Source organism: Pseudomonas sp. 273 (genome assembly GCF_029201425.1).
GTDB lineage: Bacteria > Pseudomonadota > Gammaproteobacteria > Pseudomonadales > Pseudomonadaceae > Pseudomonas > Pseudomonas delhiensis.
This window is the reverse complement of sequence record NZ_CP116775.1, coordinates 2,878,838-2,903,189: the sequence shown is the minus strand read 5'-3', so window position 1 is coordinate 2,903,189 and position 24,352 is coordinate 2,878,838. Positions and strand designations below refer to the sequence as shown.

The 24,352-nt window shown below is 66.3% G+C and carries 14 protein-coding genes and 1 pseudogene; 7 read left to right on the top strand and 8 right to left on the bottom strand.

Features of this window, described 5'->3' with window-relative positions:
* Window positions 1–4 precede the first annotated feature (4 nt).
* The gene (locus tag PKO50_RS13695) at window positions 5–814 is read right to left on the bottom strand and encodes an alpha/beta hydrolase (RefSeq protein WP_275630476.1); all 810 of its coding nucleotides are present in this window, start codon (window positions 812–814) and stop codon (window positions 5–7) included.
* A gap of 154 nt (window positions 815–968) precedes the next feature.
* Here PKO50_RS13695 and PKO50_RS13690 point away from each other — a divergent pair, with 154 nt between their 5' ends.
* Window positions 969–1,547, top strand: a complete 579-nt coding sequence (locus tag PKO50_RS13690) for a TetR family transcriptional regulator (protein ID WP_275630018.1) — start codon at window positions 969–971, stop codon at window positions 1,545–1,547.
* Window positions 1,548–2,155: 608 nt separating this feature from the next.
* Here PKO50_RS13690 and PKO50_RS13685 read toward each other — a convergent pair.
* Window positions 2,156–2,539, bottom strand: coding sequence for a hypothetical protein (locus tag PKO50_RS13685; RefSeq protein ID WP_109933084.1), 384 nt, complete (start codon window positions 2,537–2,539; stop codon window positions 2,156–2,158).
* Between the two features lie 149 nt (window positions 2,540–2,688).
* Here PKO50_RS13685 and PKO50_RS13680 point away from each other — a divergent pair, with 149 nt between their 5' ends.
* Window positions 2,689–3,540 (top strand): helix-turn-helix transcriptional regulator, encoded by an 852-nt coding sequence (locus PKO50_RS13680; protein WP_275630017.1) that lies wholly within the window; start codon window positions 2,689–2,691, stop codon window positions 3,538–3,540.
* 201 nt (window positions 3,541–3,741) lie between these two features.
* Window positions 3,742–4,632, top strand: coding sequence for a serine hydrolase domain-containing protein (locus PKO50_RS13675; RefSeq protein ID WP_109933086.1), 891 nt, complete (start codon window positions 3,742–3,744; stop codon window positions 4,630–4,632).
* A 720-nt stretch (window positions 4,633–5,352) separates the two neighbouring features.
* Here PKO50_RS13675 and PKO50_RS13670 read toward each other — a convergent pair.
* The gene (locus PKO50_RS13670) at window positions 5,353–11,781 is read right to left on the bottom strand and encodes a filamentous hemagglutinin N-terminal domain-containing protein (protein WP_275630016.1); all 6,429 of its coding nucleotides are present in this window, start codon (window positions 11,779–11,781) and stop codon (window positions 5,353–5,355) included.
* 788 nt (window positions 11,782–12,569) lie between these two features.
* On the opposite strand from PKO50_RS13670, the gene PKO50_RS13665 reads away from it, so the two are divergent.
* Window positions 12,570–12,842, top strand: a complete 273-nt coding sequence (locus PKO50_RS13665; protein WP_275630015.1) for a hypothetical protein — start codon at window positions 12,570–12,572, stop codon at window positions 12,840–12,842.
* 105 nt (window positions 12,843–12,947) lie between these two features.
* Here the strand turns inward: PKO50_RS13665 and PKO50_RS13660 are convergent.
* Window positions 12,948–13,645 (bottom strand): annotated as a pseudogene (locus PKO50_RS13660) (B3/4 domain-containing protein).
* A 271-nt stretch (window positions 13,646–13,916) separates the two neighbouring features.
* Between PKO50_RS13660 and PKO50_RS13655 the strand changes: the two are divergent.
* A complete protein-coding gene (locus PKO50_RS13655; protein WP_275630014.1) occupies window positions 13,917–14,801 on the top strand; it encodes a DMT family transporter in 885 nt (294 codons plus the stop codon).
* 336 nt (window positions 14,802–15,137) lie between these two features.
* Here the strand turns inward: PKO50_RS13655 and PKO50_RS13650 are convergent, their stop codons facing one another.
* The 3 genes from PKO50_RS13650 to PKO50_RS13640 form a co-directional block, all read right to left on the bottom strand.
* Window positions 15,138–16,469 carry an MFS transporter gene (locus PKO50_RS13650; protein WP_275630013.1) on the bottom strand — a complete coding sequence of 444 codons (1,332 nt, stop codon included), beginning with the start codon at window positions 16,467–16,469 and terminating at the stop codon, window positions 15,138–15,140.
* 91 nt (window positions 16,470–16,560) lie between these two features.
* The gene (locus PKO50_RS13645; protein WP_089391308.1) at window positions 16,561–17,640 is read right to left on the bottom strand and encodes a C45 family peptidase; all 1,080 of its coding nucleotides are present in this window, start codon (window positions 17,638–17,640) and stop codon (window positions 16,561–16,563) included.
* Window positions 17,641–17,698: 58 nt separating this feature from the next.
* Window positions 17,699–19,438, bottom strand: coding sequence for an amidohydrolase (locus tag PKO50_RS13640; protein WP_275630012.1), 1,740 nt, complete (start codon window positions 19,436–19,438; stop codon window positions 17,699–17,701).
* Window positions 19,439–19,542: 104 nt separating this feature from the next.
* Between PKO50_RS13640 and PKO50_RS13635 the strand changes: the two genes are divergently transcribed.
* The gene (locus PKO50_RS13635; RefSeq protein WP_275630011.1) at window positions 19,543–20,457 is read left to right on the top strand and encodes a LysR family transcriptional regulator; all 915 of its coding nucleotides are present in this window, start codon (window positions 19,543–19,545) and stop codon (window positions 20,455–20,457) included.
* Between the two features lie 364 nt (window positions 20,458–20,821).
* On the opposite strand, the gene PKO50_RS13630 is transcribed toward PKO50_RS13635, so the two are convergent.
* Window positions 20,822–21,871, bottom strand: a complete 1,050-nt coding sequence (locus PKO50_RS13630; RefSeq protein WP_275630475.1) for a LacI family DNA-binding transcriptional regulator — start codon at window positions 21,869–21,871, stop codon at window positions 20,822–20,824.
* A gap of 198 nt (window positions 21,872–22,069) precedes the next feature.
* Here PKO50_RS13630 and PKO50_RS13625 point away from each other — a divergent pair, with 198 nt between their 5' ends.
* Window positions 22,070–24,316: a TonB-dependent receptor gene (locus PKO50_RS13625; protein ID WP_275630010.1), complete on the top strand. Its 2,247-nt coding sequence runs from the start codon at window positions 22,070–22,072 to the stop codon at window positions 24,314–24,316.
* Window positions 24,317–24,352: the final 36 nt, after the last annotated feature.

The window sequence follows — 24,352 nt, the reverse complement described above, 5'->3', positions numbered from 1 at the left end:
GCCATTACTCCGCCAGGAACTGGATGGCGTGCTTGAGGAAGCGCTCGGGGTACTGGAACTGCGCGCCGTGGCCGGCGTCCGGGTAGATCAGCAACTGAGCGTCAGGGATGTTCTGTGCCAAGTGCCAGGAGTTGATCGTCGGGATCATCACGTCCTTGCGTCCGTTGAGCACCAGCGTGGGTTGCTGGATCGCATTCAGGTAGGCGTAGGGGTGCTCACCGGCCAGTGGCGGCAGGTAAGCGGCATGGGCTTCGCCCTGGGCCCGGGCGACCGCGGCGGAACTGGGCGGGTCCTGGTCGGCGCGCTGATGGCGGCGCTCCCAGAAAGCCAGTCCGGCCTGCCTGGCTGCTTCGGAGCGCCCGAAGAACAGGTAGAGGAAGTCCTCTGCCGTGGGGACCGGACGCGGAGCGACCTCGAGCACCTCGGGCTCCATGGTCGGATCACCGCCACGCAATCCAGTGCCAAGCAGCAGCAACTTGCGAACAAGCTTCGGATGACGCAGCGCCACCTCCTGCACCTGGAAGCCCCCAAGCGAGAAACCCAGCAAGTCCACCTGGGCCAGGCCAAGCGCCTGGATCACCAGTGCGATGTCGTCGGCCATGTCTTCGATGCGATTGCGCGGGGCTCCGGTCGACGAAGCGATGCCGCGGCCGTTGAAGAGGATGACCTCGCGGCCTTCGGCCAGTCCGTCGGTCAACAGCGGGTCCCAGTGGTCCATACCGCCGCGAAAGTGTTGCACGAAGAACAGCGGTGGCTGCGAGCGGGAGGCGTTGCCCCAGCGGCGGTAGGCGAATTTGTCGCCATCGAGCTCGATGAACCGGGTAGGTGCGTGTGGCTCATGGTCAAGGTCCTTTCAAGTAGGAGCTCAAAATATGATGACCATAATTTAATCTGTCAACGTTTTGATGATGGCCGTAATCAATGTATGCTGATGGCTTCTGGCAGATAGCGAAATCACCCGGCTCGATATGAAGGTCACCAAGGCTCAAGCACAGGCAAACCGGGCTCACATCGTCGAAACAGCGTCTGAGCTATTTCGAGAGCGTGGCTATGACGGTGTCGGCATTGCCGACCTGATGGCCGCTGCGGGGTTCACGCATGGCGGCTTCTACAAGCATTTCGGCTCGAAGACCGACCTGATGGCGGAAGCTGCTGCTTGTGGTATCTCGCAGACGGTGGCAATGACCGAGGGTTCCGGTCCCGGAGAGTTTTTGCAGCAGTACTTATCCAGGCAGCACCGTGATGCCCCTGGTCAGGGCTGCACCATGGCAGCGTTGTGCTCGGATGCTGCGCGCCAGCCGGAGTCTGTCAAAGAGGTCTTTGCCACCGGACTGGAGCGCCTGCTGGCGGCACTGAGCCCTGATGTCTCCGGGAATGAAGCTATGTCGCGTGAGGCGCGCGCCAGGAACATCAGCGTGATCGCGCATGCTGTCGGTGCGCTCGTGTTGTCGCGGGCTTGTCCCGACGACTCTCCGCTTGCTGACGAAATTCTGGAAACCTGCCGTTCGGCGATTCAGTCCAACTCATCGGCACGGCCTGAACGGTAACGGCCTGGAGGCTCGGTACCGGACTACCACTCACTGAGCGTCAACTGCGCCAGCATCTTCAGGCAGCAGCCACATGGGATGATGTCGTCCTGAGTTGTCTGTCCCAGAACTGGTAGACGGGTAGTCAAGAGCTGCGGCTCAACTAACGTCCGCTATGGATCGATTGCTACCGGTGACCATGGTTCGCCCTGGCTAAACGAACCATGCACCGCTTTACGCCAGAACCCGCCCGTCATCCGGGCCTGGGAGACTCAAGGTGCCCCGGCACTGCCGCCCCGCCAGCGCGTTCGATTGGGGATGGCACGAAGAATGTCCCGAACCGGAGCCCTACAATCAGCCTCTGCACCAGCAGTTCGAACAGCCTGGCCAGGCATGGCAGGTCGAAGTGCGCGGTCATGCGTTCGGTCGAATCCCAGTACCCGGTGAGGATCCAGGTGTCGCCAGGGCCGCTTTCGCAGGCCAGGCGGTAGGCAGCACAGCCAGAGGTACGGTTCAAGTTCGCCAGCAACGCTTCCAATCTCGTTCGCAGCACCGCTGCCGAGCCGCTGGCTGGTCTGATCTCGACGGTGCTGATTGCAACTAGGCACATGGACGTCATCTCCTGCCGCTTACCGGCCCAGTAACTTGCGCGCCAACTCCAGGCCTTCCTCCCGGGTAGCGACGACCAGCAATGGGTAGCCCCAGAACGCTTCGAACTTGCCCGCAAACAGTTCGGCTGCCTTCTGCCTGGCGAGATCCGGCTCGATGAAAATCTGCGCCTTGACGAACGACCGCAAAGCGGCCTTGTGGCGCTTCATCCAAAGGGACAACTGTTTTCTTTCTTCGTGGGAATGTTCGTGCTCCTCCTGTTGCGCTCGCTCATCCAGCAGGACGAAAGGTTCCGAACGCGCCAGCAATGCTTCGAAAGCCTTGAACCCCTCGTCGTCGGTGTGAATCCCGGATGCGCCAACCTTCATCCAGACCAGCGGAAAGTGTGTGGAATCGATAACCATGCGAGCCGTCCCCTGCGTTGAGGTGGGTGGCGCCCTGGACACAGGGCGCCATCAATTCACCTGCAAGATAACTAGCCCGACCGAAGTGCGTCATTGCACAATCTAGCCACACTGTTTCTCATTCCAGCCAACAGCTTCGGGGAAGCGTCATGGACTCCACTACCGCTGACGACCCATCGCTCACGTGGGACATCGATAGCATCGCGCGCCAGGTCACTGCGCTGAATGCATCGCAGGTTGCCAAGGACTGGGAACATGCGCTTCACCACCATCGCAAGGCGCAGTTGATCTATTCGGTACGCGGGATTCTCAACTGCGAGGTGGACAGGGGCGTGTGGATCGTTCCGCCACAGTGCGCAATCTGGATTCCCGGAGACATGCCGCATTCGACCCGGGGCTCGGGAGAAACCGAGTGCTATTGCCTGTTCGTCGAACCGGACGCGATCGAAGGCCTGCCTACCCAGTGCTGCACCCTCTCGGTCTCGCCCCTGCTGCGCGAGCTGCTGCTCAAAGCGACGGGATTCGAGCAGCTGTACGCCGAGAACGGCCCGGAGGCGCGCTTGATCGCCGTGTTGCTGGACGAGCTGCGAGATGCGCCCATCGAGCACCTGCATTTGCCGATGCCGCAAAACCAGCGCCTGCGCCAGCTCGCGCAAATGCTGCTTGCCGATCCTTCGAGCAAGACGTCGATGGCTAAATGGGCCAAATGCATCGGCATGAGCGAACGCAGCATGAGCCGCCTGCTGATGCAGGAAGTCGGCATGAGTTTCGGCCGGTGGCGCCGGCAGCTGCACATCATCCTTTCGCTGCGGCGCCTGACCAATGGAGAGAGCGTGCAGGCGGTTGCACTGGACCTGGGCTACGAAAGTGCCAGCGGCTTCGTGACCATGTTCCGCAAGGCGATGGGCAAGCCACCGGCGCGCTACCTGCTGGAGCGTGCAGCCACTGCGGGGAGTGCTGGTGATGCCATGCCTGGGGGCGGCATCGTGCTGGCGCCTTGAGCGTCGGGTTGGGCAGGTTAAGCGTCACGATCGACGGTTCGTCCTGGATAAGCGAACCATGGTTCTCTTTCGTCAAAGTGCGGACGTCGCGAACCCGTCCCGGTAGAAGAAGAAAGCCAACTGGGCCTGCATCGCCGGGAATGGGGTATGTTGCTGCCTCTACGCTTTCGCACCGGCCCGCCATTATCGCTTGAGTATTCGATGCTGATCTCCACCCTTTCCAACGGTCGATCAATAACAGCCTCCCCGAAGGTCGAACCCCGTGTGCCATGGTGGAGTTTCACCAAAACGGTGTTAGCCGCGACCGCCCTGACCTTGGTACGCGACGGTCGACTCGCTCTGGATGCTGCGCTTCCTGAAACCGCTTGCACCTTGCGTCAACTTCTACGCCACGAAGCAGGCCTCGCTGACTATGGCGAGCTTCCCGAGTACCACGCCGCCGTTGCCAATCATGAACCGGCGTGGCCCGCGGACGAGATGATGCAGCGCCTGGATGGCCACCGGCTCCGCTACAGCCCTGGGGCTGGCTGGCGCTACTCGAATGTGGGTTTCATGCTTGTCGCCCGGCTCATCGAGCGTGCCGCAGACCTGCCGCTTGAAGAAGCGCTCAGGCAGCAAGTCCTGGCCCCGCTCGGCATCTCGGCGGTTCGCTTCGCAACGGAACGCGCAGACCTGAACGGGGCGTACCTCGGCAATTCGTTGAATTACGACCCCGGCTGGGTCTACCACGGATTGCTGACGGGCCCTGTTTCGCAGGCTGCCCTTTTCCTGGATCGCCTGCTCGCCGGAGAACTGCTCCCTGCCAACCTGCTTCAGGAAATGCAGGCGACACGGACATTGGGTGGCCCGATGCCCGGCCGGCCGTGGGTCACGCCAGGATATGCCCTGGGCCTGATGCGAGGGACGATCGAGGGCGGCCTGACCCTGGCCGGGCATACCGGGTGTGGCCCCGGAAGCGTGGTGGCGGTCTATCGATGCGCAGTTGGAGAAACAGCCGCCTGCTGCGCAGTTTTCTCGACGGGGTCAGATGAGGGAAGTGTCGAAGCGCTGGCCGTACAGGAAATACGCGAGGCACTTGAGATGGCGCGCTGAGACGTCGTAGGTCTTGTCGCAGCCTGCGATGGATATCACCCACTCGCCGATTCGACGTTCGTTTAGCGTCGAAAGAAAATCGCTCACTGGCAGCAGAAACCGGTCAGCAGCGAAATCGCCCCTTCTTCGCGACGCTTTCAGAAGACCAGGTAACGCCCCCAAACAACATATAAATAATGCGACCCGAAAGCATACAATCAGCCAGCCAGGGAGATTAGTTGCGAACACCGAGCTTATCTCCGACCAAAATTGGGATGACCGAAATAAATTCGCTCCATTTCAGCCCCATTTCATCCTCAAACATCTAGAAGGCTACCCTCTTGTCTCAAAGGAAAGCGATCAGAGATCACGCACACTCTCTACAGCCCATCGGACAGGCTTACCCTTCTAATAAACATAACAGCTTTTTCTGTCGACAGACTCACGACGCCATGAGCGTATAATACCGTCGGAGGATACAAATATGGAGTACTGACAAAATGGGACTGTATATGTTATATAGTAGCGAATCCCCCCACTCTCAACCTTTGAATAGTCAATTGACCGTCTGCTATTGACCCCCTAACAAAATAGACTCTCTCCTTTCCCACCAATGATGTTTTCGGATCGAACTTCATTCCTATCAATGTATCTCTGCTTTTCTCCCAAGCATCATAGGACAGACACCCTGAAAGCCCTAAAAACAAAAAGGCACTTAAGAATGAAGCAACCATCCACTTACTAATGATCGGCAGCATTTCGGATACTCTTTATCATCTCTCGATACTTATCATACAAGGCCCCATAGTTAACCAGCATAGCCGGCGGCATACTTCCCAAGTTCTCAAGGACACTCATATTACTCCCTTTCAGAGCTTCCAAACTTATCATCCATTGGTCATGCAAAGTTGCAAAAGAATTGAAGCCTGGGACTTGATTCAAGGCATCACTTATAGGAGTACCATGACAGATCGAATAAAAGCTGGAGCAAGCGAGATCATTTAGAGGCAGGTTCAACCCAATATTCTTTCCCTCTCGATCAAGTACCATCGGGACAAAACCACCATCACTATCAAAGGCCGAGCCATTAGGTCGATCAACACCAGGCCTTGCATCTGGCCCTCGCCCAACCGAATATTGGTACAACTCCATCAAGGCTCCCGTAGCAGCAATACTCAGCCACGTATCCTTGTCGCTCCCATTAAGGATGCCTTTTAGTGCTGTATTGGCAGCATAAGCCTTGATCCGGTCGCCATAGCTGATCAGTTTGTAGTTCCCCTCGGCAGTCAACTCCCTACCCCAGCCCTCCGTATAGCCAGCGCCGAATCCCGCAATAAGTGCCGCAGTGGCAAAACCTTTCAGGCTGTCCTCACTGGTGATGTCCTTGAGTGTTTGCCTCAGATCGCCCTTGTTCCCAACAAAACTGGCGGCCCCGGTTCCAGCGACAGAAGAAATAGCAGTCGCCGCCATCGCGTTCCCCCAACCTGCGGCAGCAGTGCCAACCGCAGCACCAGCTTCAACCAGAGCGGCATTACCTGCAGCCGCCATCGTAGTTCCAGAGCCGGCCCCAGCGCCTGCAGCAGAACCTACTGCACTGGTTGCAGCTCCGTAGGTTGCAGCAGCCACGATGATGGCAATGGCAATTGCAGCCCCGGTGCCAATACCCGAACTGCTGTAATCGAAGGAATCGTGCACTTCCTTCACCCGCCGCCAATCCACATCCCCCCGCGCCTCGGCCTCCTTCAGCCAGGCCAGGTTCGGATCGGCCTGCACCATCGCATCGATGGTCTGCCCGACGCTCTTCTGGTCGATGTGCCTGATATCGATCTTCAGGCCGTCCACGGCCTTGATCGCCAGTTCGCCCTGGGCGATCAACTGGCTCTGGCGTAGCGTCTCGTCGGTCTGGCCCTTGCCCTTGGCGGACTGCCAGGCGAGGTCGCTCTTGCTCTTCTCGTGGCTTTCCTGGTGCAGGTCCTTGACCGCTTCGAAGGTCACCGCGCCGCCGCTGACGATGGCGATGTCGTTGCCGCTTTCGAGCCTGGCGGCCTGGTAGGTCTGGTCGCCGCCGCTGAGCAGGGTGATGTCGCCGCCGGCGCTGATCTGGCTGCCGACGGCCTTCACGTCGGTGACTTCGTCGCGCTTGAAGCTCTTGCTGCCGAGGCTGCCCTTCTTCTGCTTCTGGTACAGCGAGTAGTCGCTGTCATGGCCGGCCAGCAGCTGGAGCTTGTCGCCGGCCACCAGGAAGGCTTCCTTGCCGGCGTCCACCCGGCTCGCTTCGAGGGTCAGGTTCTGGCCAGCGCTGAGGGTGACGTCGCCGGCGGCGTCCAGTGTCGTGCCGCGCTGGCTGACGCGGCTGTCTTCGCTGTCGATCTTCTTGCCGCTGCGCCGGTAGTGGTATTCGCGGTTGCTCTGCTCCTGCGCGGCGCCCAGCAGCAGGTTGCCGGCGGCGGCCAGGTTGGCGTCGCCGCCGGCCTCCAGGTGGCTGGCCTGCACGCCGATATCGCGGCCGGCGCTGACCTGCAGGTCGCCGCCGGCCTGGACGCCGGCGGCGTGCTGGCGCACCTCGGTCTGTTCCCAGTGATGGCGCTTGTCGCGACGGGCATTGCCGTCGACGGACTCGACGGCGCCGATCAGCACGTCGCGCCCGGCCTGCAGCTGGATGTCGCCCTTGGCCTGCAGCTGGCCGCCCAGGTTGAGCAGGTCGCGCCCGCTGCTGATCGACAGGTCGTCGTCGGCCTCGATGCACGCGGCGCTGTCGAGCAGGCTGGTCTGCAGGCTGGCGCCCCTGGCCTGGCCCTGCACCTGGGTCAATGTCCGTTCGTTGACGACGTCGCCGGTCAGCGTGGCGAGGCTGACGTCGCGCCCTTTGAGGATGCCGCCGGCGGCGTTGCGGATGCTTTGCGTGGCCAGCAGTTGCAGGTGCCGGTTGCTCTCCATCAGGCCGCTGTTGCCGATGTTGGCGGCGGTGGCGCCGAGGTCGTTGCTGGCGCGCAGGGTGCCGGCGTTGTTCAGCTCGCCGCCGCTGATCAGGGCCAGGTCCTGCCCCTGGATCAGCGCGCCGTTGGGCGCCAGGCGATGTTCGGCCTGGGCCAGGTAGAGCACCGGCACCAGCACCTTCCGGCCGTTCACCTCGGCCTCTTCCAGCCAGACGATGTCGTGGGTCAGCGCCGCCACCTGTTCGGCGCTCAGGGCCACGCCGACGCTCAGCCCGAGGCTGTCCTTGTGGGCGATGGCGTTGTCCATCAGGTACCTGAACAGCGCTTCGTCGCTGGAGAGCCCGGCGATGAAGCGCTGGCCGGTGCGCGCCACCAGGGCCTGGCGGATCAGCCGCTGTTCGTAGAGGCCGTCGCCCAGGCGCTGCTGCGCCCGGGCCGGGTCGTAGCCCAGCTGGGCCAGCAGGTAGTCGGAGCCGAGGAACTGCTTGAGCCCGGCCAGTGCCGGGTTGGTTTCGATCAGGTAGGGGTGGCCGCTGTCCGGGGCGTTGAGCCGGAACAGGCCGTGCTCGCCCTGGGGCAGGCGGAAGCCCGGCAGGGCGATGGGGTTGACCGCCTGCTGGGCCAGGTCCGGCGGCAGCTGTGGATTGAGCACCACCACCAGGGGTTGCGACTGGCCGTCGACCTGCACGTCCTCGACCCGTGCCACCCCGCCGTCGTAGGCGATGCCCGGGTGGATGACGCCGTTGTCCAGGCGCTCGCCGGCGCTGATTTCCACCGTGCCGGCCGCCTGGATGACGGCGTTGGCGGAGGTGGCGCCGCCCGGCCGGTATTCCCAGATGTCGCTGAGCAGGCCGAGGTCGTACAGCGCCGCTGGCAGTTCCAGCAGGTTGTCCGGGTCGTAGTGGTTGGCCTGGTAGTCCGGCACGTGCAGCGGCCGGTAGATGTTGCCATTGGCGTCGCGGTAGACATGCAGAAGCATGCCGTTGGCCAGTTCCAAGGGGCTTATCGTGCCCTGGTTGAGCCCGCCGATGAGGTCGTCCCAGTAGCTGAACACCGAGGGGTCGGCGTTGTTCGCCAGGTTGTAGGGCAGGACGTAATGGCCGACGAAGCGCTCGATGGTGCCGTCGGTGACCCGCCCGCTGTTGAACAGCCGCGTGCGGATGCTCTCGCCGCCGCTGATGCCCTGGTTGACGAAGCTGGCGGCGCTGATGGCGATGTCGCCGCCGGCGGCCAGGGTGCTCGCGGTGTTCTCGAAGTCCTGGGCGTCCACCCGCAGGTTGCCGCCGGCCTGGATGAAGGCGGCCGGGGACGCCTCCTGCACCTCGCTGGCGTAGACCTCCCGGGCGATGTAGTCGACGTTGTAGTGGTCGCCGGAACAGTCGTAGCAACGGACGATGATTTCCCCGGAGATCAGCTTCTGCCCGAGGCGGAAGCCGTCCTGGGTGTTCTTCAGGCTGTCGCTGGCGATCGCCAGGTCGCCCTGCGCCTCCAGGGTGGCCGAGCGGTTCTCCACCACGCCGGCGCGCCCCTGCTGGTCGTCCGCGGCGATGTCCAGGGCGCCCAGGCTGTAGACATCGGCGTAGCGGTTGACGAAGCGCTGCACGCGCAGCGCCATGTCGCCGCCGCTGAACAGCAGGCCGTTTTCGTTGCGCAGCTCCGCGCTTTCGATCCGCAGGTTGGCGGCGCTGCCCAGGGTGCCGGTGTTGTTCAGGTTCGCCGCGCGGGCCAGCAGGTCGCCGGCCGCGGTGATGCGGCCGGCATTGTCCAGGCTGCCGCCGACGTTGATGCGGGTGGCGGCGCCGCCGGTGATGCTGGCGCTACCATCCAGGGCGAGGCTGGCAGCATCGAGGCCCAGCTCGCCCAGGCTGCTCAGTTGCCCGCTGCCGCTGTAGCGCCCGCCCAGGTGCAGTGCCAGGTCGCCGTCGCTGGCGATCAGCCCGGCGTTGTTCCAGTCGCCGCCGCTGCCCTCGAGCTTTTCGCTGGCCAGCAGCCGTCCCCCGGCCGCCTGTTGCAGTTGGCCGATGTCCAGGGTCAGTTCGCGCGCCTGCAGGCTGCTGCGGTTGCTCCAGCTGGCCGCGCTCAGGCTCAGCGCGGCGTTGGTGACGAAGCTGCCGCCGGCCTGGCCGAGCTGCACCAGGTCGATGCCGAATCCGCCGCTGCCCAGGTGGCGCACGCTGCCGCCGTCGTTGCGCAGTTCGCCGCTGGCGAGCAGCAGGTCGGCGGCGGCGCTTTCCAGCAGGCCGTCGCTGTTGTCCAGCAGGCCACCGATGCCCAGGTGCGTGGCACCCTGCTGGCCGAGGGCGCGTACGCGGCCCTGCAGGTTGGACAGTTCGGCGGCGGCAAGGGTGAGTTGGTTGCCGGCCTCGATCAGGCCGTGGGCGTTGTCCAGCGCACCGCGCAGGCTGAAGTCGATGTCCTGGGCGCCGACCTGGCCGCCGTGGTTGAGGAAGTCGCCGCCATGCAGGCGCAGGGCCTGGCTGGCGAAGAGGCCGCCGGAGCGGTTGTCGAAGCCGGCGCTGTTCACCCGGGCGTCGCCATGGGTGGCCGCCAGGTGCCCATCGGTGTTGGCGACGCTGTTGGCGTCGAGCAGCAGTGCCGCGCCCTGGGCGATGCCGTCGCGGTTGTCGAAGTGCCCGACGGTCAGTTGCAGCAGGCCCCGGGCGCTGCCGAGAACGCCGCCGGCGGAGTTGTCCAGGCGGGTGGCGCGCACCCGCACGCCATTGCCTTCCAGGCGCCCGCCGCGGTTGTCCAGGTTGGCGCCGAGGTCCAGCGCCAGCCCGGCCTCGGCGTATATCTGGCCGCCCCGGTTGTCGAGGCTATCGCCCTGCAGCTCGACGGCCTGGGCGGTGATGCCGCCGTGCTGGTTGTCCAGCCGGCCGACGCGCCCCTCGAGCCGCCCCTGGCTGCTCAGCAGGCCCTGCTCGCGGTTGTCCAGGCTGGCCAGGTCCAGGCGCAGGCCCTGTTCGGCGGCGAACAGGCCGAGGCGGTTGTCCAGGGTGCCGCCGCTGACGCGGACATGCTGGCCGCCGATCTTGCCCTGGCGGTTGTCCAGGCGCTGCGCGGCATGGGCATCCAGGTTGCGCGAGGCGATCAGGCTGCCGGCGTTGCGCAGGTGCTGCGCAGTGATCGAGAGATCGCCGGCGGCGTTGCGGCTGTTGTCGGCATTCACGCCGGCTTCGATCACGCCGCTGTTGCTGAGCTGGTTCGCCTTCAGCTCGAGGGTCGAGCCCGCGGCCAGGCTCTGCGTATTGCTCAACGCCCCACCGGCCTGCACGCTCGCATTGCCGCCGGCATAGGCCGGGCCGTTCAGGGCCACGTCCTGGCCCTTCAGGGCGAGGTCGCCGCTGGCCGCGGCCTGGGCCAGTTCCAGCTTGCCGTTGGCGTCGATGCGGATGTCGCCGGCGCTGGCGGCCATGTTGCCGGCCAGCTTCACGCCCACGCCCTGCTCGGTGCCCACCAGGCGGATGGTGTTGGCGTACATGCCGCCCAATGCCGCGCTGTCGATGGCCAGTTGCGGCTTGGCGCGGCCGTCGTCGGCCTTGGCGCTGGCAGCCAGGGTCTCGGCGTCCACCTGGTTGCGCCCGGCCACCACGGTCAGTTGCTTGGCGTACAGGTCGGCGTTGAGTTTGGCGCTGCGGGTAATCAACTCGAACCGGTCGAGGTTGCTGGCGTTGAGCCCGGCGCCTTCGACGGCGATCTCGCCGCCGTCCACGTCGTAGCCCTGCAGGCGTTCGCCGGCCAGGATCGGCTTGCCGGTGGTGAGGGTGGCCCGCGGGGTGTTGATGAAGCCGCAGCCGTTGCAGATGATGCCATTGGGGTTGGCGACGATGACGTGGGCACCCTGCCCCGCCACTTCGGTGTAGCCCTTGAGCTGCGAGGGGCTGCCGCCGGTGACTTCGTTGAGGATCTTCTGCGCCGCCTGGCCCTTGAGGTTGGGGTTGCCGATGATGATCCCGCCCAGCTGGGTACTGGCGGTCTTGCCGGTGGCGTTGTTGAGGATCAGGCCCTGCTGGCCCACCGAGTAGTCGCTGAATTTGTTGTGCGACAACCCCGCGCCATTGGGCGTGGCGATGTTGACGATGGGCACGCCGTTGCCCGCCGCGCCGAGCTGGGTGTTGCCACCCGCCGCCGCATCCACCGCCAGCTGGGCGGCAGCGGCGACTATCGGGTTGAGGAACAGGAGGCCGGCCAGGGCGCTGGCGATGGCCTGGTGGAGGGGGCGACGGATGTCCATATCGGGGGGCTCGCACGGGGGTGGACCTTGACCCGACGGACTCTATTCCCCTGCATGGCGTGGGGCCTTGAGGGTTTCCCGCGCCCTTTTGTAGGCCTTTTCCGAATCAAGCCGCCTGGCGGAACTTCTCGCCCCAGGGGCGCCAGGGCGCACTTCGCACGCGGCTGTGGCGATGGGTATCGCTTCGCTCAACCCATCCTACGGGGCTGCTCCACGGAACAGACCGATCGCCGACAGGACAGACCAGCCACTGCTATCCGTATGAAGCGAGGTACCTGGCACCCCACAGAACAGCCATGGTGCCTGGCCAATAGAGGGCGACGCCCAGAACGCACAGACCTGCACAGGTCAACGAAGGATGCCTTCGGCCATATGACGTGCGTGCGAGTTTCCAATCAGCGGCTGTATAGGCCAGGACAAAAACGGGAAGCGCGTAAACGTCCATAGACCAGTAAGCGCCTCCGATATCATGGTCAATCCCGTGGCCGGGTGTCGCAGCCCGTCGGATGAATTGCGTGCACGAAGCGCCTCGGCACCAGCAAAGGCGCTTTTTCTTGCCTGTTGCATTGTGCAGTCATGGCGGGTCGTGCGGGGCAGGCCCCGAAGCCTGGCCGGTTCTTTACGCGTTTCGTCCCGGTACTGCGACCCCCGCACGATCCGCCGCCCCTCTTTCCGGGTTGGCGGTTTCTCCCTCCCAGAAGGAGCAACGGAAATGCACTGCCGCTCTTGCCTTGCTGTGTTCGCCTTGCCGTCCCCCCTGCCCTGCGCCCCCGCCCTGGAGGTGTGCCATGGCTGATCGGAAACTGGTGCCGCTGCACCATCAGTCCTTCGACGATGTTCTGTTCGTGAATACCGGTGCGCCCGCGGCGCATCTGTACGATGCCGCCGTGCGCCGCCTGGCGGCGCTGGAAGACCTATTGCGCGTGCTGGAGTGCCACGATGGCGACGACGTGCTGGTGCAGGAGACTTCGCGGCTGGCTTCCGCGCTGGTGCCGCTGGCCGGTGAGGCGCGGCACCTGTACGAGCTGGCCCAGCTGCGGCTCGAGCATGGCGCCGGCTGATCACGCCGGTTGCCTGCCCGCATGGCCAAAGGCCGGGGCCTGCACTTCTCCTGCGGGAGGTGGCGGGCCCCGGCCTTCGGCTTCATGAAGTCGGCGATCGCCGGGTCATTTCGGCTCGACGGCGCCCACGAGATGCCGCTCCAGCCGCACCCCCGGCATCATCTGCCGCAGGCCCTCGGCCAGGCGCTCGCCGGCCTCGTGCAGGGCCTCCAGCGGCATGGCCGGCAGGCTTTCGAGGATGAACCACATCTGCCGGGCCTCGACGCTCAGGCGCGTGCGCACGCCCTGGCGCCAGTTCCAGCGGCGGCAGGTGGCGCCCAGGTCGTCGCGCCAGATGACTTCGCCGGGCAGCGGCGGGTCGTTGGCCGGCTGGCCTTCCTTGAAAGTGTCGAACGGCTCGCTGCCGTCGGCGAGGGTCAGCCGCGGCGTGCCGACGTAGGCCGCCAGGTTCTCGCCGCCCACCGGCAGCGCGTACTGGATGCTGATGGCGTTGTAGAAGTCGACCACCGGGTCGATGCTCGGCAGGCTGCCGTCGCGCAGCACGCGCTTGCGCAGGGCCTCCACCGAACAGGGGTGCGCTGGGGCTTGGCGCCGAAGCCGCGGAATACCTCGGCCCAGGCGGCGATATGGGCTTCGGCCCAGGCCGGGCCGCCATCGAGCAGCACCCGGCAGGCGCGCTCCACGGCCTGGCCGGCCACCGCCGGGTGCAGGATGGGCGCGGCCTCCACCGTCAGGCTCAGGGCGCGGAAGCCGGGGGCCAGGGTGGCGACCCGGGGGTCGATCCGGGGCAGTACGGGTTGCATTGTGGCGTCTCCATGTCGGTAGTCGAACGCGCCAAACCTGGATGACGCGGGCCCTTTCTAGCACCGCGGGGCGGGCGGGTTCCATATCGATTCCGATGATTTCAGCGAATGCACGATCAGTTTTGCTAATAGGCCCGGCAGGCACCGCTGCGGCATGCAACCCGCCAGGAACGACAGCCCCCTTCCCGCCGAGCTGGCCGTTCGGACAAGATAGGTGCGCCCCGCCGGGGCGCTTTCGCGTGCCTCCCCTTCCCTTTGCTGCCGGTGCCCCATGCAACCTCGCGATCTCGTCGCCTACCTGTATCTCGCGCTGGCCTGGGGCCTGTCGTTCCTGGTGCTGCTCAAGGCGATAGCCGGCTTCGGCTGGGTGGGCGCGGTGAGCTTCCGCGCGCTGATCGCCAGCCTCACCCTGCTGGCGGCGGCGCGGCTGAGCGGCCGGGTGCTGGACTTCCACGGCCTGTGGCGGCCGCTGTGCGTGGTGGGCGCGACCACGGTGGCCGGCCAGCTGATCGGCATGACCTTCGCCACCCCGCTGATCGGCACCGCCATGGCGGCGATCTTCGTGGCGGCCATCCCGCTGTTCTCCATGGTCATCGGCCGCCTGTGGGGGCTGGAGCGCATCACCCTGGCCGGGCTCACCGGCCTGGCCCTGGGGCTGCTGGGCATGCTCCTGCTGGTGGGCTTCCCGGCGGTGCCGGTGACGCGCGCCTTCGTGCTGGGCTGCGCCGGCTCCATCTTCGGCGCGCTGTGTGCGGCCTACGGCAGCAACTACGCGGCGCTGCGCCTGCGCACGGCGGGCTCCTGGGAGGTGACCTGCGGCGCCTTCCTGGTGGGCGGGCTGCTGACCCTGCCGCTGCTGTACTGGGTGCCACCACCGGGCGTGCCCTCGGCGCTGGACGTGTTCTACCTGCTGCTGTGCGGCTGCATGATGAGCGCCTTCAACTACGTGGTGTACTTCCGCCTGGTGTCACGCATCGGCGCCACCCGCGCCATCAGCGTGGAGTTCGTGGTGACGGTGGTGGCGGTGCTGGTGGGGGCGCTCTGGCTGCACGAACCGCTGTCGCTGGTGCAGGGGCTGGGGGCGCTGATCATCCTGGCGGGGTGTGCGTTGGTGCTGGGGTTGGTGCCTGGGGTGCGGCGGCGGGGGGCGGGTTGAACTTCAGGCTTCAGGCTTCAGGCTTCAGGTTATGGTAGGGGCGAGCTTGTTTGCGAATGGTGTTTGCCGGTGGTTGTGGCATTTTGGATTAACTCCGCTCCCTCTCCCTAACCCTCTCCCTGAAGGGAGAGGGGACCGTTGGGCAGGGTTTGGTGTCATGGTGTCAGCCGGCAAGCACGGTGATATCCGGCTGGAACCATTCATTCTCTCGGCACGGACAAGCCCCCTCTCCCTTCAGGGAGAGGGCTGGGGAGAGGGAACGATGTCACCCCAAACACCGAAGCCGCCAGTGAACACCGTTCGCGAGCAAGCTCGCTCCTACAAAAGCCCTTCACCTCAGGACAAGCTACGCGCCACCTCCCCCACCGGCGCCACGCCGCTATCCACCTCCTCCATCTCCAGATACGCCGTCTCGCGCAGGGCGAACGAGCAGACCGCCACCAGGGCCATGGCCGCCGCGCCGTACAGCGCCACGTAGACCGGCTGGTGCCCGCTGGCGATGAGGATGGCGGTGGCCGCGCTGGAGGCGGTGCCGCCGCCCAGGGCCGCGCCCAGCTGGTAGCTGGCGGAGATGCCCGAGTAGCGCATCCGCCGCGGGAACTGTTCGGCGAGGAAGGCCGGGATCGGGCCCTGGGTGGCGCCCATGAAGAAGCCCACCACCAGGTAGCCCAGCAGGGCCAGCGCCAGGTGGTGGGTGCCCAGCAGCGGGAAGAAGGCGAACAGCCCCAGGGCCATGATGGCCGCGCCGAAGATCATCACCGTGCGGCGGCCGTGGCGGTCGGACAGGTGGCCGAAGAACGGCGCCGAGATGACGATGGCGATGGACAGCGCGAAGTCGAACAGCAACGCCTGGCTGCTGCTGTAGCCGATGTCGGTGGCGTAGGCGAGGAAGAAGGTGCTGATGTAGGCCACTGTGATGTATCCGAAAGCGATGCCGGTGCACAGCAGCAGCTCGCGCGGGTGCTGGCGCAGGGCTTCGAGCAGCGGCAGGCGGGCCTTGGGCCGGGCCTTGGCCGGTTGCGCCGGCGCCGGGTTCTGCAGGCGCGCGTAGAGGCCGACCAGCACCAGCACGCCGCCGAGCCAGAACGGGATGCGCCAGGCGATGCCGCCCAGGTCGTCGTCGAAGGCCAGGCTGACCAGGGCGAACACCGCGGAACCGAAGATGCCGCCGATGCCGATGCCCATGCTCGTGAAGCTGCCCCACAGGCCGCGGCGGCCGCGCGGCGCCACCTCGATGCCGAACAGCGCGGCGCCGCCCCACTCCCCGCCCGCGGCGAAGCCCTGCACCAGGCGCAGGCCCACAAGCAGGATGGGCGCGGCTACGCCGAGGCTGGCGTAGTCCGGCAAGAAGCCGATCAGCAGGGTGCTCATGCCCATCAGCAGCAGGGTGGCGACCAGCGCCTTCTGCCGCCCGTAGCGGTCGCCCAGGTGGCCGAACACCACGCCGCCCAGGGGCCGGGCGAAGAAGCCGGCGCCGAAGGCGGCGAAGGCCACCAGCACCGCGGTCAGGCGGTCCATGCCGGGGAAGAACAGCTTGGGGAAGACCAGTGCCGCGGCATAGCCGTAGATGACGAAGTCGTAGAACTCCAGCGCGGTGCCCATGCCGGAGACGCAGAAGGTTTTGAACGCCGAGCGCGAGCCGGGCTGTGCGGGGGTGTGATCGATCATGGTGTCTGCTCTTGTTCTTGTGGCAGCAGTGGCCCGTGCGGCGGCCAAGGGGCCGCCGCCGGGTGTCTTTCGCGGGTGGCGCGGGGCTAGGTCAGAAGCGCAGGAAGCCGTCGCGGGCCAGGGCCTTCGGGTTGCCGGCGACGTACTCCAGGTTGCAGCCGACGCTGTCCAGGCCGATGGTCAGCAGGGTTTCCCAGCGCTCGGTGTCCGGCTGCGACAGGTCCGGGTGGAAGCACACCACTGCCTGCTCGCCGGCGTCGCCGCAGAAGGCCTCGGCGCGGGCCGCCAGGTCCTCGCGGGCCATGCCCGGGGCCATGGCCGCCAGGTGGTCGAAGCGCGCGTAGGTGGTGGAGACGTCGGCGGTGCGCTCGCCCCTGGCCTGTTGCGGGTCGACGAAGTGGTTGGTGTGCAGCACCCAGCCATCGGCGCGCGGCGGCACCACGGCGGTGGCCGCCGGGCTCATCTCGATGCTGGCGGCGCGCAGCTCGGCGTCGTCGCGGCTGAAGCAGGTCAGCACGGTGGAGGCGCTGACGCGGGCCGAACCCACCAGTTCGATGGCCTCGGCCACGCTGGTGGCCTCTTCCAGCACGCGGCGGGCGATGGCGTGCACCGGCACCCCGGCCTCGGCGTTGTCGCCGGCGTGGTGGAGGATGTTGAAGTGCATGCCCAGGCCGGCGCTGTTGACGCCGATCTTGCCGAGCATGCCGAACTCGGTGAACAGCTTGACCGTCAGGCCGCTGCCGGCGGCCAGTTGCAGCAGCAGGCCGTGGGGCACCAGGCTGTCGTGCCAGTCCCAGGTCTGGATGCTCAGCGGCGCGGCGGCGCCATGGGGCGCGTAGACCGCGGTGGAGCACTCGCCTTCCAGCGGCTGCGCCGGCATCACCGCGAGGATTTCGGTGCGCGCATTCAGCGCCGCCAGTTGCCACAGCGGCAACCCCACGCCGGCGGCCAGGCCCTCGATCTCCCGGGCCAGGGCCGGGCACCAGGCGTCCAGCGCGGCCAGGCTGGCCTCGCCGATGCCGCGCGCCTGCCCGGCGGGCACGCCCACGCGGGGGAAGAAGTCGAGGTACAGCGCCACGCTGCGCCGAATCTGTTCCGCCCACCGCTCTCCAATCTGCCGCCCGCGCTCGAACGGCTCGCGGGTTTCGCTCACGAAGGAATGGATGATCACTGCAAGGCTCCTTTGTCGATTTGGAAAAACGCTGGGCGGGCTTCCCCGCCCCGGCCGATCAGCGCTGGGCCGTCAGCGGCCGGCGGTAGACTTCGCGGCCGGCGAACCAGGTGGCCAGCACCTGGGTGTCACGCAAGGCTTCGGGTTTCACGGTGAACACGTCGCGGTCCAGCAGCACCATGTCCGCCTGCTTGCCGGGCTTGAGCGAGCCGATGCGGTCTTCCAGGCGGATCATGCGCGCGGCATTGAGGGTGTAGGCCTGGAACATCACCTGGCGGTCGATGGCCTCGTCGGCGTTGAGCACACCCTTGGGGCCCTTGCGGGTCACCGCCTGGTAGATGGCCTTCCACGGATCGGGCGTGGTGATCGGCCAGTCGCTGGCGCCGGCTATGGTGGCGCCGTGCTTGAGCAGGGAATGGGCCGGATAGGTGTACATGAAGACCATGGCGTCCACGTAGGGTTTGACGAGGTCGATGCTCGATTCATCCGCACTGGCCCAGTAAAGCTGCATGGAGGCGATCACGTCCAACTGCCTGAAGCGGTCGAAGTCCTTGGGGTTGACCATCTGCAGGTGGGTGATGGAGTGCGGGATGCCGCTGTGGCGGTCGCGGCGCGCCTGGGCCATGCCGTTGAGCGCCTCGTGGATGGCGCGGTCGCCGATGGCGTGCACGTGCACCAGCCAGCCGCGGGCGTCGGCGGCGCTGACCAGCTCGCCGAAGTGCTTGGGGTCGATCAGCAGTTCGCCGAACTTGTGCGAGTTCTTGTAGGGCTCGAGCATGGCCGCGCTCTGCGCCGGCACCTCGGCCACGCCGTCGGCGAAGACCTTGATGCCCGGCAGCGTCAGGTTGGGCACGCCGAGGAACTGCTGGCGCACCTTGTCCAGCTCGTCGAGGTCCTTCGGGGTGGCCTTGGAATCGGCCATCAGCAGCGCGGCGACGTGGGAGGAAAGGTCGCCCTTCTCGGCCAGCGCCTTGTAGATCGGCAGCACGCCGGTGGAGGCGTTGGTGATGTCGGCGCCGGGGATCTCGTTGGCCAGCGGGTCCATCCAGGCGGTGATGCCCAGGCTGTTGTAGTACTTCAGCGCGGCGTAGGCGCCGCGGGTCAGCTCCTCGGTGCTGGGCAGCGGCAGCAGGGCCTGCAGCGGGTAGAGCCCGGCGTCCACCAGGAAGCCGTTGGGGGTGCCGTCGGCGTGGACGCCGAGGGTGGCTTTCTCCTCGCCCTTGAGCGAGGCGACTTTCGCCGCATCCACCTTGGCGAGTTTCAGCATGGCCTGGTTGGCCCAGCCGGTGTGCAGGTCCCAGCCGACGAAGAGGATCGGCACCTGGGCCCATTCGCCCTGGTTGAAGGTCTTCTCCAGCGCCGGGATGTCGCCCCAGTAGGTGGACGGCAGGCCGCCGACGCTAAGGAACCCACCACGCTTCGCCTTGCCGTCGTCGCGCCACTCGCGCAGCTTCTTCTCAAGCTCGGGCACCGGCAGCAGCTCGCCGTCGAGGTTGGCCTGGAGCATCTGCAGGCCGCCCTTCACGGTGTGGCTGTGGGAATCGATGAAGCCGGGCATCAGCACCCTGCCCTGCAGGTCGACGACGCGGGTGCCGGCGGCCTTCAGGCGCAACACCTGCTCGTCGCTGCCCACGGCCAGGACCTTGCCGTTCTCGATGGCCACCGCCTGCTGCAGGCCCTGGCCGGGTTCGGCGGTGTAGACCTTGCCGCCGTGGAGGATGAGGTCGGCTGCGGCCATAGTTTCCGCTGAGGAAAAAACACAGACCATGGACATCAGCGCCGGAATCAGTATTTTCATGGGATCGCCTAGATTCTTGTTGTGTGAACGCAGGTTAACCAAAGCCCGGCGCGGCTTTAACGCCGATTTTTTGCACAACTTCTGTGCCTGACAGGAATAGATGAATGGACAAGATGACCGCCCTGACCATGTTCGTCGCCACCGCCGACCATGGCGGCTTCAGCCGCGCGGCCGAACACCTGGGCAAGACGCCCTCGGCAGTGACCAAGGGCGTGGCGCAGCTGGAAGCGGAACTCGGCGCGCGGCTGTTCGAGCGCACCACCCGGCGCATGGCGCTGACCGAAGCCGGGCAGATCTACCTGGAAGGCGCGCGCCAGGCGCTGCTGCACCTGCAGGTGGCCGGCGCGGAAGTGGAGCAGTTGCAGAAGGACCTGCGCGGCACCCTGCGCATCGCCGCCCCGCCCTCCTTCGCCCCGGCCTTCCTCGGCCAGGTATGCCGCGAATTCCTCGACGAGCACCCGCAGGTACGCCTGGAGGTGGACCTGCAGGACGAGTTCGCCGACCTGGTGGAAGGCGGCTACGACCTGGCCCTGCGCGACGGCCCCGTCGACCTGCCGGGGGTGATCGCCCAGCCGCTGCTGGAGAACCACCTGCTGCTCTGCGCCAGCCCCGCCTACCTGGCGCGCAAGGGCATGGACGTGACCCTGGAGAACTACGCCGGGCACGACTGGCTGATCTTCCGCCACCCCATGCTCAACCGGAACTTCTGGTGGGTGAACCGCGACGGCGAACGCATCCGCCTGAAGCAGCCGGTGCCGCGCCTGGCCAGCGACAACTACGACTTCCTGCTGGCCTGCCTGCTGGCCGGCCAGGGCGTACAGTTCCTCCCGCAGTGGAGCGCGCGGCCCTACCTGGAACGCGGCGAACTGGTGGAACAGCTACCGGACTGCTGGCGCGACCAGAGCGCCTTCGGCGCCACCATCCACGTGCTGTTCCTGCCGCACCGGCGCAACACGCGCAAGGTGCGGGTGTTCATCGAGGGGTTGAGGGCGCACCTGCGGGCGCAAGGGTTGGGCTGAGGGACATGCCGCCGGCGCTTTTCGTAGGGCGCATAACGCCTACGGCGTTATCCGCCATGATCGCGGACGGAACAGTTCCAGGAAGCACCGTCGTAGGAGCGGACTCCGTCCGCGATTGGATTCACCGGCCACGCCAAACGCCCCGGTAGCACGGCCAACGGCGGATAACCGCGAACGGTTATTCGCCCTACGGTTGCACCACCGTAGGAGCGGACTCCGTCCGCGATTTCGCGCACACAACGCTTTTCGTAGGCGCAAGGGGGCACCTGGCTCTTGTTCGCGAACCGCATGGCACCGCGTTTGTTCGCGAGCAGGCTCGCGCCTACGGGAAGCCGGCGAGCCTCGGAACAAGGATTCTCCCCGCTCAACAGCTCTCCCGCTCCACCACCCGGCACTGCAGCAGGTTCAGGCGCTCCACGCCGCCTTCCGCCGGCTGCGCGCCTATGGCCTGCAGTACCCGCTGCGCGGCGATCTCACCGATCTCCCGGGCCGGCGGCTTGAGGGTGGTGAGGCTGGGCAACAGCATGGGCGCGAAGGGGTAGTCGCCGAAGCCGAGCACCGCGCAGTCCCCGGGGATGCGCAGGCCGGCGCGCTGCCCGGCGAGCAGGCCGCCGGCGGCGAGGTTGTCGTTGGCGAAGACGATGGCGTCGGGGCGCTCGGCGCGGGCCATCAGCGCCTCCATGGCCTGCTTGCCGGCCTCGAAGGGCGCGCTGGCGGTGGGCACGAACATCCAGGGCTCCAGCCCCAGCTCGCGCAGGGTATCGGCGTAGCCGTCGCGGCGGTCCATGGCGCTGTAGTCGCCCGGCGCGCTGTTCTGCACGAAGGCGATGCGCCGGTAACCCTTGCCGTGCAGGTAGCGCGCGGCGTCCACGCCCACCTGGTAGTGGGAGAAACCGACCTGGATGGGCCGGCGCGAAGGCTGGTAGTCCCAGACCTCCAGCAGCGGCACGTCGGCGCCTTCCAGCAGCTTCTCGCAAGCCGGGGTGTGGAAGTGGCTGGTCAGCACCAGGGCCGCCGGGTTCCAGCCGAGGAAGGCGCGCACGGCGCTTTCCTCCTTCTCGCCATCGAAGTAGCTGGAGGCCAGCAGCAACTGGTAGCCCGCCGCGGCCAGGGCATCGCTGAAGGCCTGGATGGTGTCGGCGAAGATCGGCCCGGAGATGTTCGGCACCACCATGCCGACGATGCGCCCACGCGCCGAGGCCAGCCCGCCGGCCACCTGGTTGGGCACGTAGCCCAGCGCCGCCACCGCCTCGCCGATGCGCTCGCGCAGCACCTCGGAAAGGCTCGCCGGCTGGTTGAAGTAGCGCGACACGCTGATGGCCGACACCCCGGCGCGCTCGGCCACGGCGCTGAGGGTGATGCGGCCGGCGCCGCGGCGTTTGCGGGGACTGTCCAGTGTCGACCTCCACTTCAGGAATATAAAAGTAATTTTTCAGTATTTGACGCTCTAAGGCGCGATCCGGATACTCGCCGATGTTAGCGCTAACAAACAACTTTTTCTTCATCCATCGGCCACTCGCACGAGCGAGCGCTCGTGAAGTTTCCAGCGAACAGGCGCCGCAGCGGCCCGCACAAGAGGCCGGCGGCGGACCAGGGCAATCCAGGAGTGGCCATGACTCAGCAGTACCGGGCGAACGCCCACGAACAATTCCCCCGGCTCAGAGCGCTGGCGCTGGCCATCGCCGCGCTGGTGGGCGGCCTGCAGTTGCCGGCGCAGGCCGCCGAGGGCGACCAGGCGCAGGCCGAGGAAGCAGCCCCCACGCTCAACGCCGTGACCGTTACCGCCACCCGCCGCGAGGAATCGCTGCAGAAGGTGCCGGTGGCGGTCAGCGTGATCAGCGGCGAACAGTTGCAGCGCGACAACCGCAACAACGTCTCGACCATCGTCAGCGAAGTGCCCACCCTGAACTACCGCGCCGGCGCCTCGAACAAGGACACCTCGCTGTTCGTCCGCGGCGTGGGCACCATCAGCACCTCCCCGGGCGTGGAGCCCAGCGTTTCCACCGTGGTCGACGGCGTGGTCTACGGCCGCCCCGGCATGGCCACCCTGGACCTGCTGGACCTGGAGCGCATCGAGGTGCTGCGCGGCCCGCAGGGTACCCTGTTCGGCAAGAACGCCTCGGCCGGCGTGCTCAACATCATCACCAAGGCGGTGCCGGACGAAACCAGCGGTTTCGTCGACTACTCGCACTTCGGCGGCGGCAACGAGAACCGCACCAGCTTCGGCATCGGCGGCACCCTCGTCCCCGGCAAGCTCAAGGCCAGCGTCACCGGCCTGGTGGGCAGCTACGAAGGCAACGTCGACAACGTCTACAACGGCCATCAGGTCAACGGCTACAACCGCCAGGGCGCGCGCGCCAAGTTCGAGCTGACGCCCAGCGACGACGTGAAGGTGACGCTGATCGCCGACTACATGCACGCCAACGACGACAGCCCCAGCGGCGTGATCACCAGCACCAGCAGCGCGGCCTTCGCCAACGCCCTGCGCCCGGTGGTGGCCGACAGCGACAACCACAAGATCAACGCCGACTACCGCACCCACGTCGACGACACCAACAAGGGCCTGTCCGGGCAGGTCGACTGGAACCTGGGCGACTACACCCTCACCTCCATCACCGCCTGGCGCGGCTGGGACAACACCCAGTACCAGGACGGCGACCGCCTTTCGCAGGTCAGCGCGGCCTTCCCCAGCTCCCACGACAAGGGCGAGCTGGAATACGACCAGTACTCCCAGGAACTGCGCCTGGCCTCGCCCAAGGGCCAGTTCGCCGAGTACGTCACCGGCCTGTACTACATGCACGCCAAGGACGACGAGACCTACCGCCGCACCCTGACCACCACCGGCACTGTCGACACCGGCGTGGCCGACTACGGCACCACCAGCGACAGCTACTCGGCCTTCGGCGAAGCGACCCTGAACTTCACCTCGGCGTTGCGTGGCATCGCCGGCCTGCGCTACACCCACGACGAGCTGGAGTACGACCACCGCCGGGTATCCACCTCGGCCACCGCGGTGACCGGCATCCAGCCGTCCACCCGCAGTTCCGGCTCCACCGACGAGGACGGCTGGTCCGGCCGCCTGGGCGTGCAGTACGACCTCAGCGACAACCTCACCAGCTACCTGACCTACTCGCGCGGCTACAAGGGCCCAGCCTACAACGTATTCTTCAACATGCAGCCGCGCGACACCGAGGCGCTCAAGCCGGAAACCTCCAACTCCTGGGAGCTGGGCCTGAAGGCCACCGCGCTGGACAAGCGCCTGAGCGCCAACTTCGCGGTGTTCCACACCGACTACGACAACTACCAGGCGAACTTCTACGACACCGTGGCCAACCAGGTGGTGACCCGCCTGATCAACGCCGGCTCGGTGAAGACCGAGGGCGCCGAGGCCGACGTCGCCTGGCAGGCCACCCGCCAGCTGAAACTCTCCGGCTCGGTGGCCTACACCCACGCGCGCATCGACAAGTTCAGTTGCCCGGCCGGCGCCGCCGCCAGCTGCAACGTCGACGGCAAGCCGCTGCCCTTCTCGCCGGACTGGAAGAGCTACGTGCGCGCCGACTACGACATCCCGCTGGACAACGGCCTGGATGTGGAACTGGGCACCGACTACAGCTGGCAGGACAAGGTGCAGTACGACCTGAGCCAGAACCCCGACACCATCCAGGGTGCCTACGGCATCTGGAACGCCAGCGTGGCCCTGGCCGACTACAACGCCGGCTGGCGCGTGGCCTTCCTGGCCAGGAACCTCACCGACAAGTCCTACTCGCCGCTGCTGGCCACCGGGGGCGGCTACGTGTACCGCCTGGTGCCGCGTGACGACGGCCGCTACTTCGGCTTCGAGCTGCGCAAGGACTTCTGACCTGCCGAACCCGGGCCCCGCCCTCGCTGGCGGGGC

Coding starts and splice junctions, on each gene's coding strand:
- PKO50_RS13690 (WP_275630018.1), top strand. CDS start 969: ATGAAGGTCACCAAGGCTCAAGCACAGGCAAACCGGGCTCACATCGTC.
- PKO50_RS13685 (WP_109933084.1), bottom strand. CDS start 2,539: ATGGTTATCGATTCCACACACTTTCCGCTGGTCTGGATGAAGGTTGGC.
- PKO50_RS13680 (WP_275630017.1), top strand. CDS start 2,689: ATGGACTCCACTACCGCTGACGACCCATCGCTCACGTGGGACATCGAT.
- PKO50_RS13675 (WP_109933086.1), top strand. CDS start 3,742: ATGCTGATCTCCACCCTTTCCAACGGTCGATCAATAACAGCCTCCCCG.
- PKO50_RS13670 (WP_275630016.1), bottom strand. CDS start 11,781: ATGGACATCCGTCGCCCCCTCCACCAGGCCATCGCCAGCGCCCTGGCC.
- PKO50_RS13665 (WP_275630015.1), top strand. CDS start 12,570: ATGGCTGATCGGAAACTGGTGCCGCTGCACCATCAGTCCTTCGACGAT.
- PKO50_RS13655 (WP_275630014.1), top strand. CDS start 13,917: ATGCAACCTCGCGATCTCGTCGCCTACCTGTATCTCGCGCTGGCCTGG.
- PKO50_RS13650 (WP_275630013.1), bottom strand. CDS start 16,469: ATGATCGATCACACCCCCGCACAGCCCGGCTCGCGCTCGGCGTTCAAA.
- PKO50_RS13640 (WP_275630012.1), bottom strand. CDS start 19,438: ATGAAAATACTGATTCCGGCGCTGATGTCCATGGTCTGTGTTTTTTCC.
- PKO50_RS13635 (WP_275630011.1), top strand. CDS start 19,543: ATGGACAAGATGACCGCCCTGACCATGTTCGTCGCCACCGCCGACCAT.
- PKO50_RS13625 (WP_275630010.1), top strand. CDS start 22,070: ATGACTCAGCAGTACCGGGCGAACGCCCACGAACAATTCCCCCGGCTC.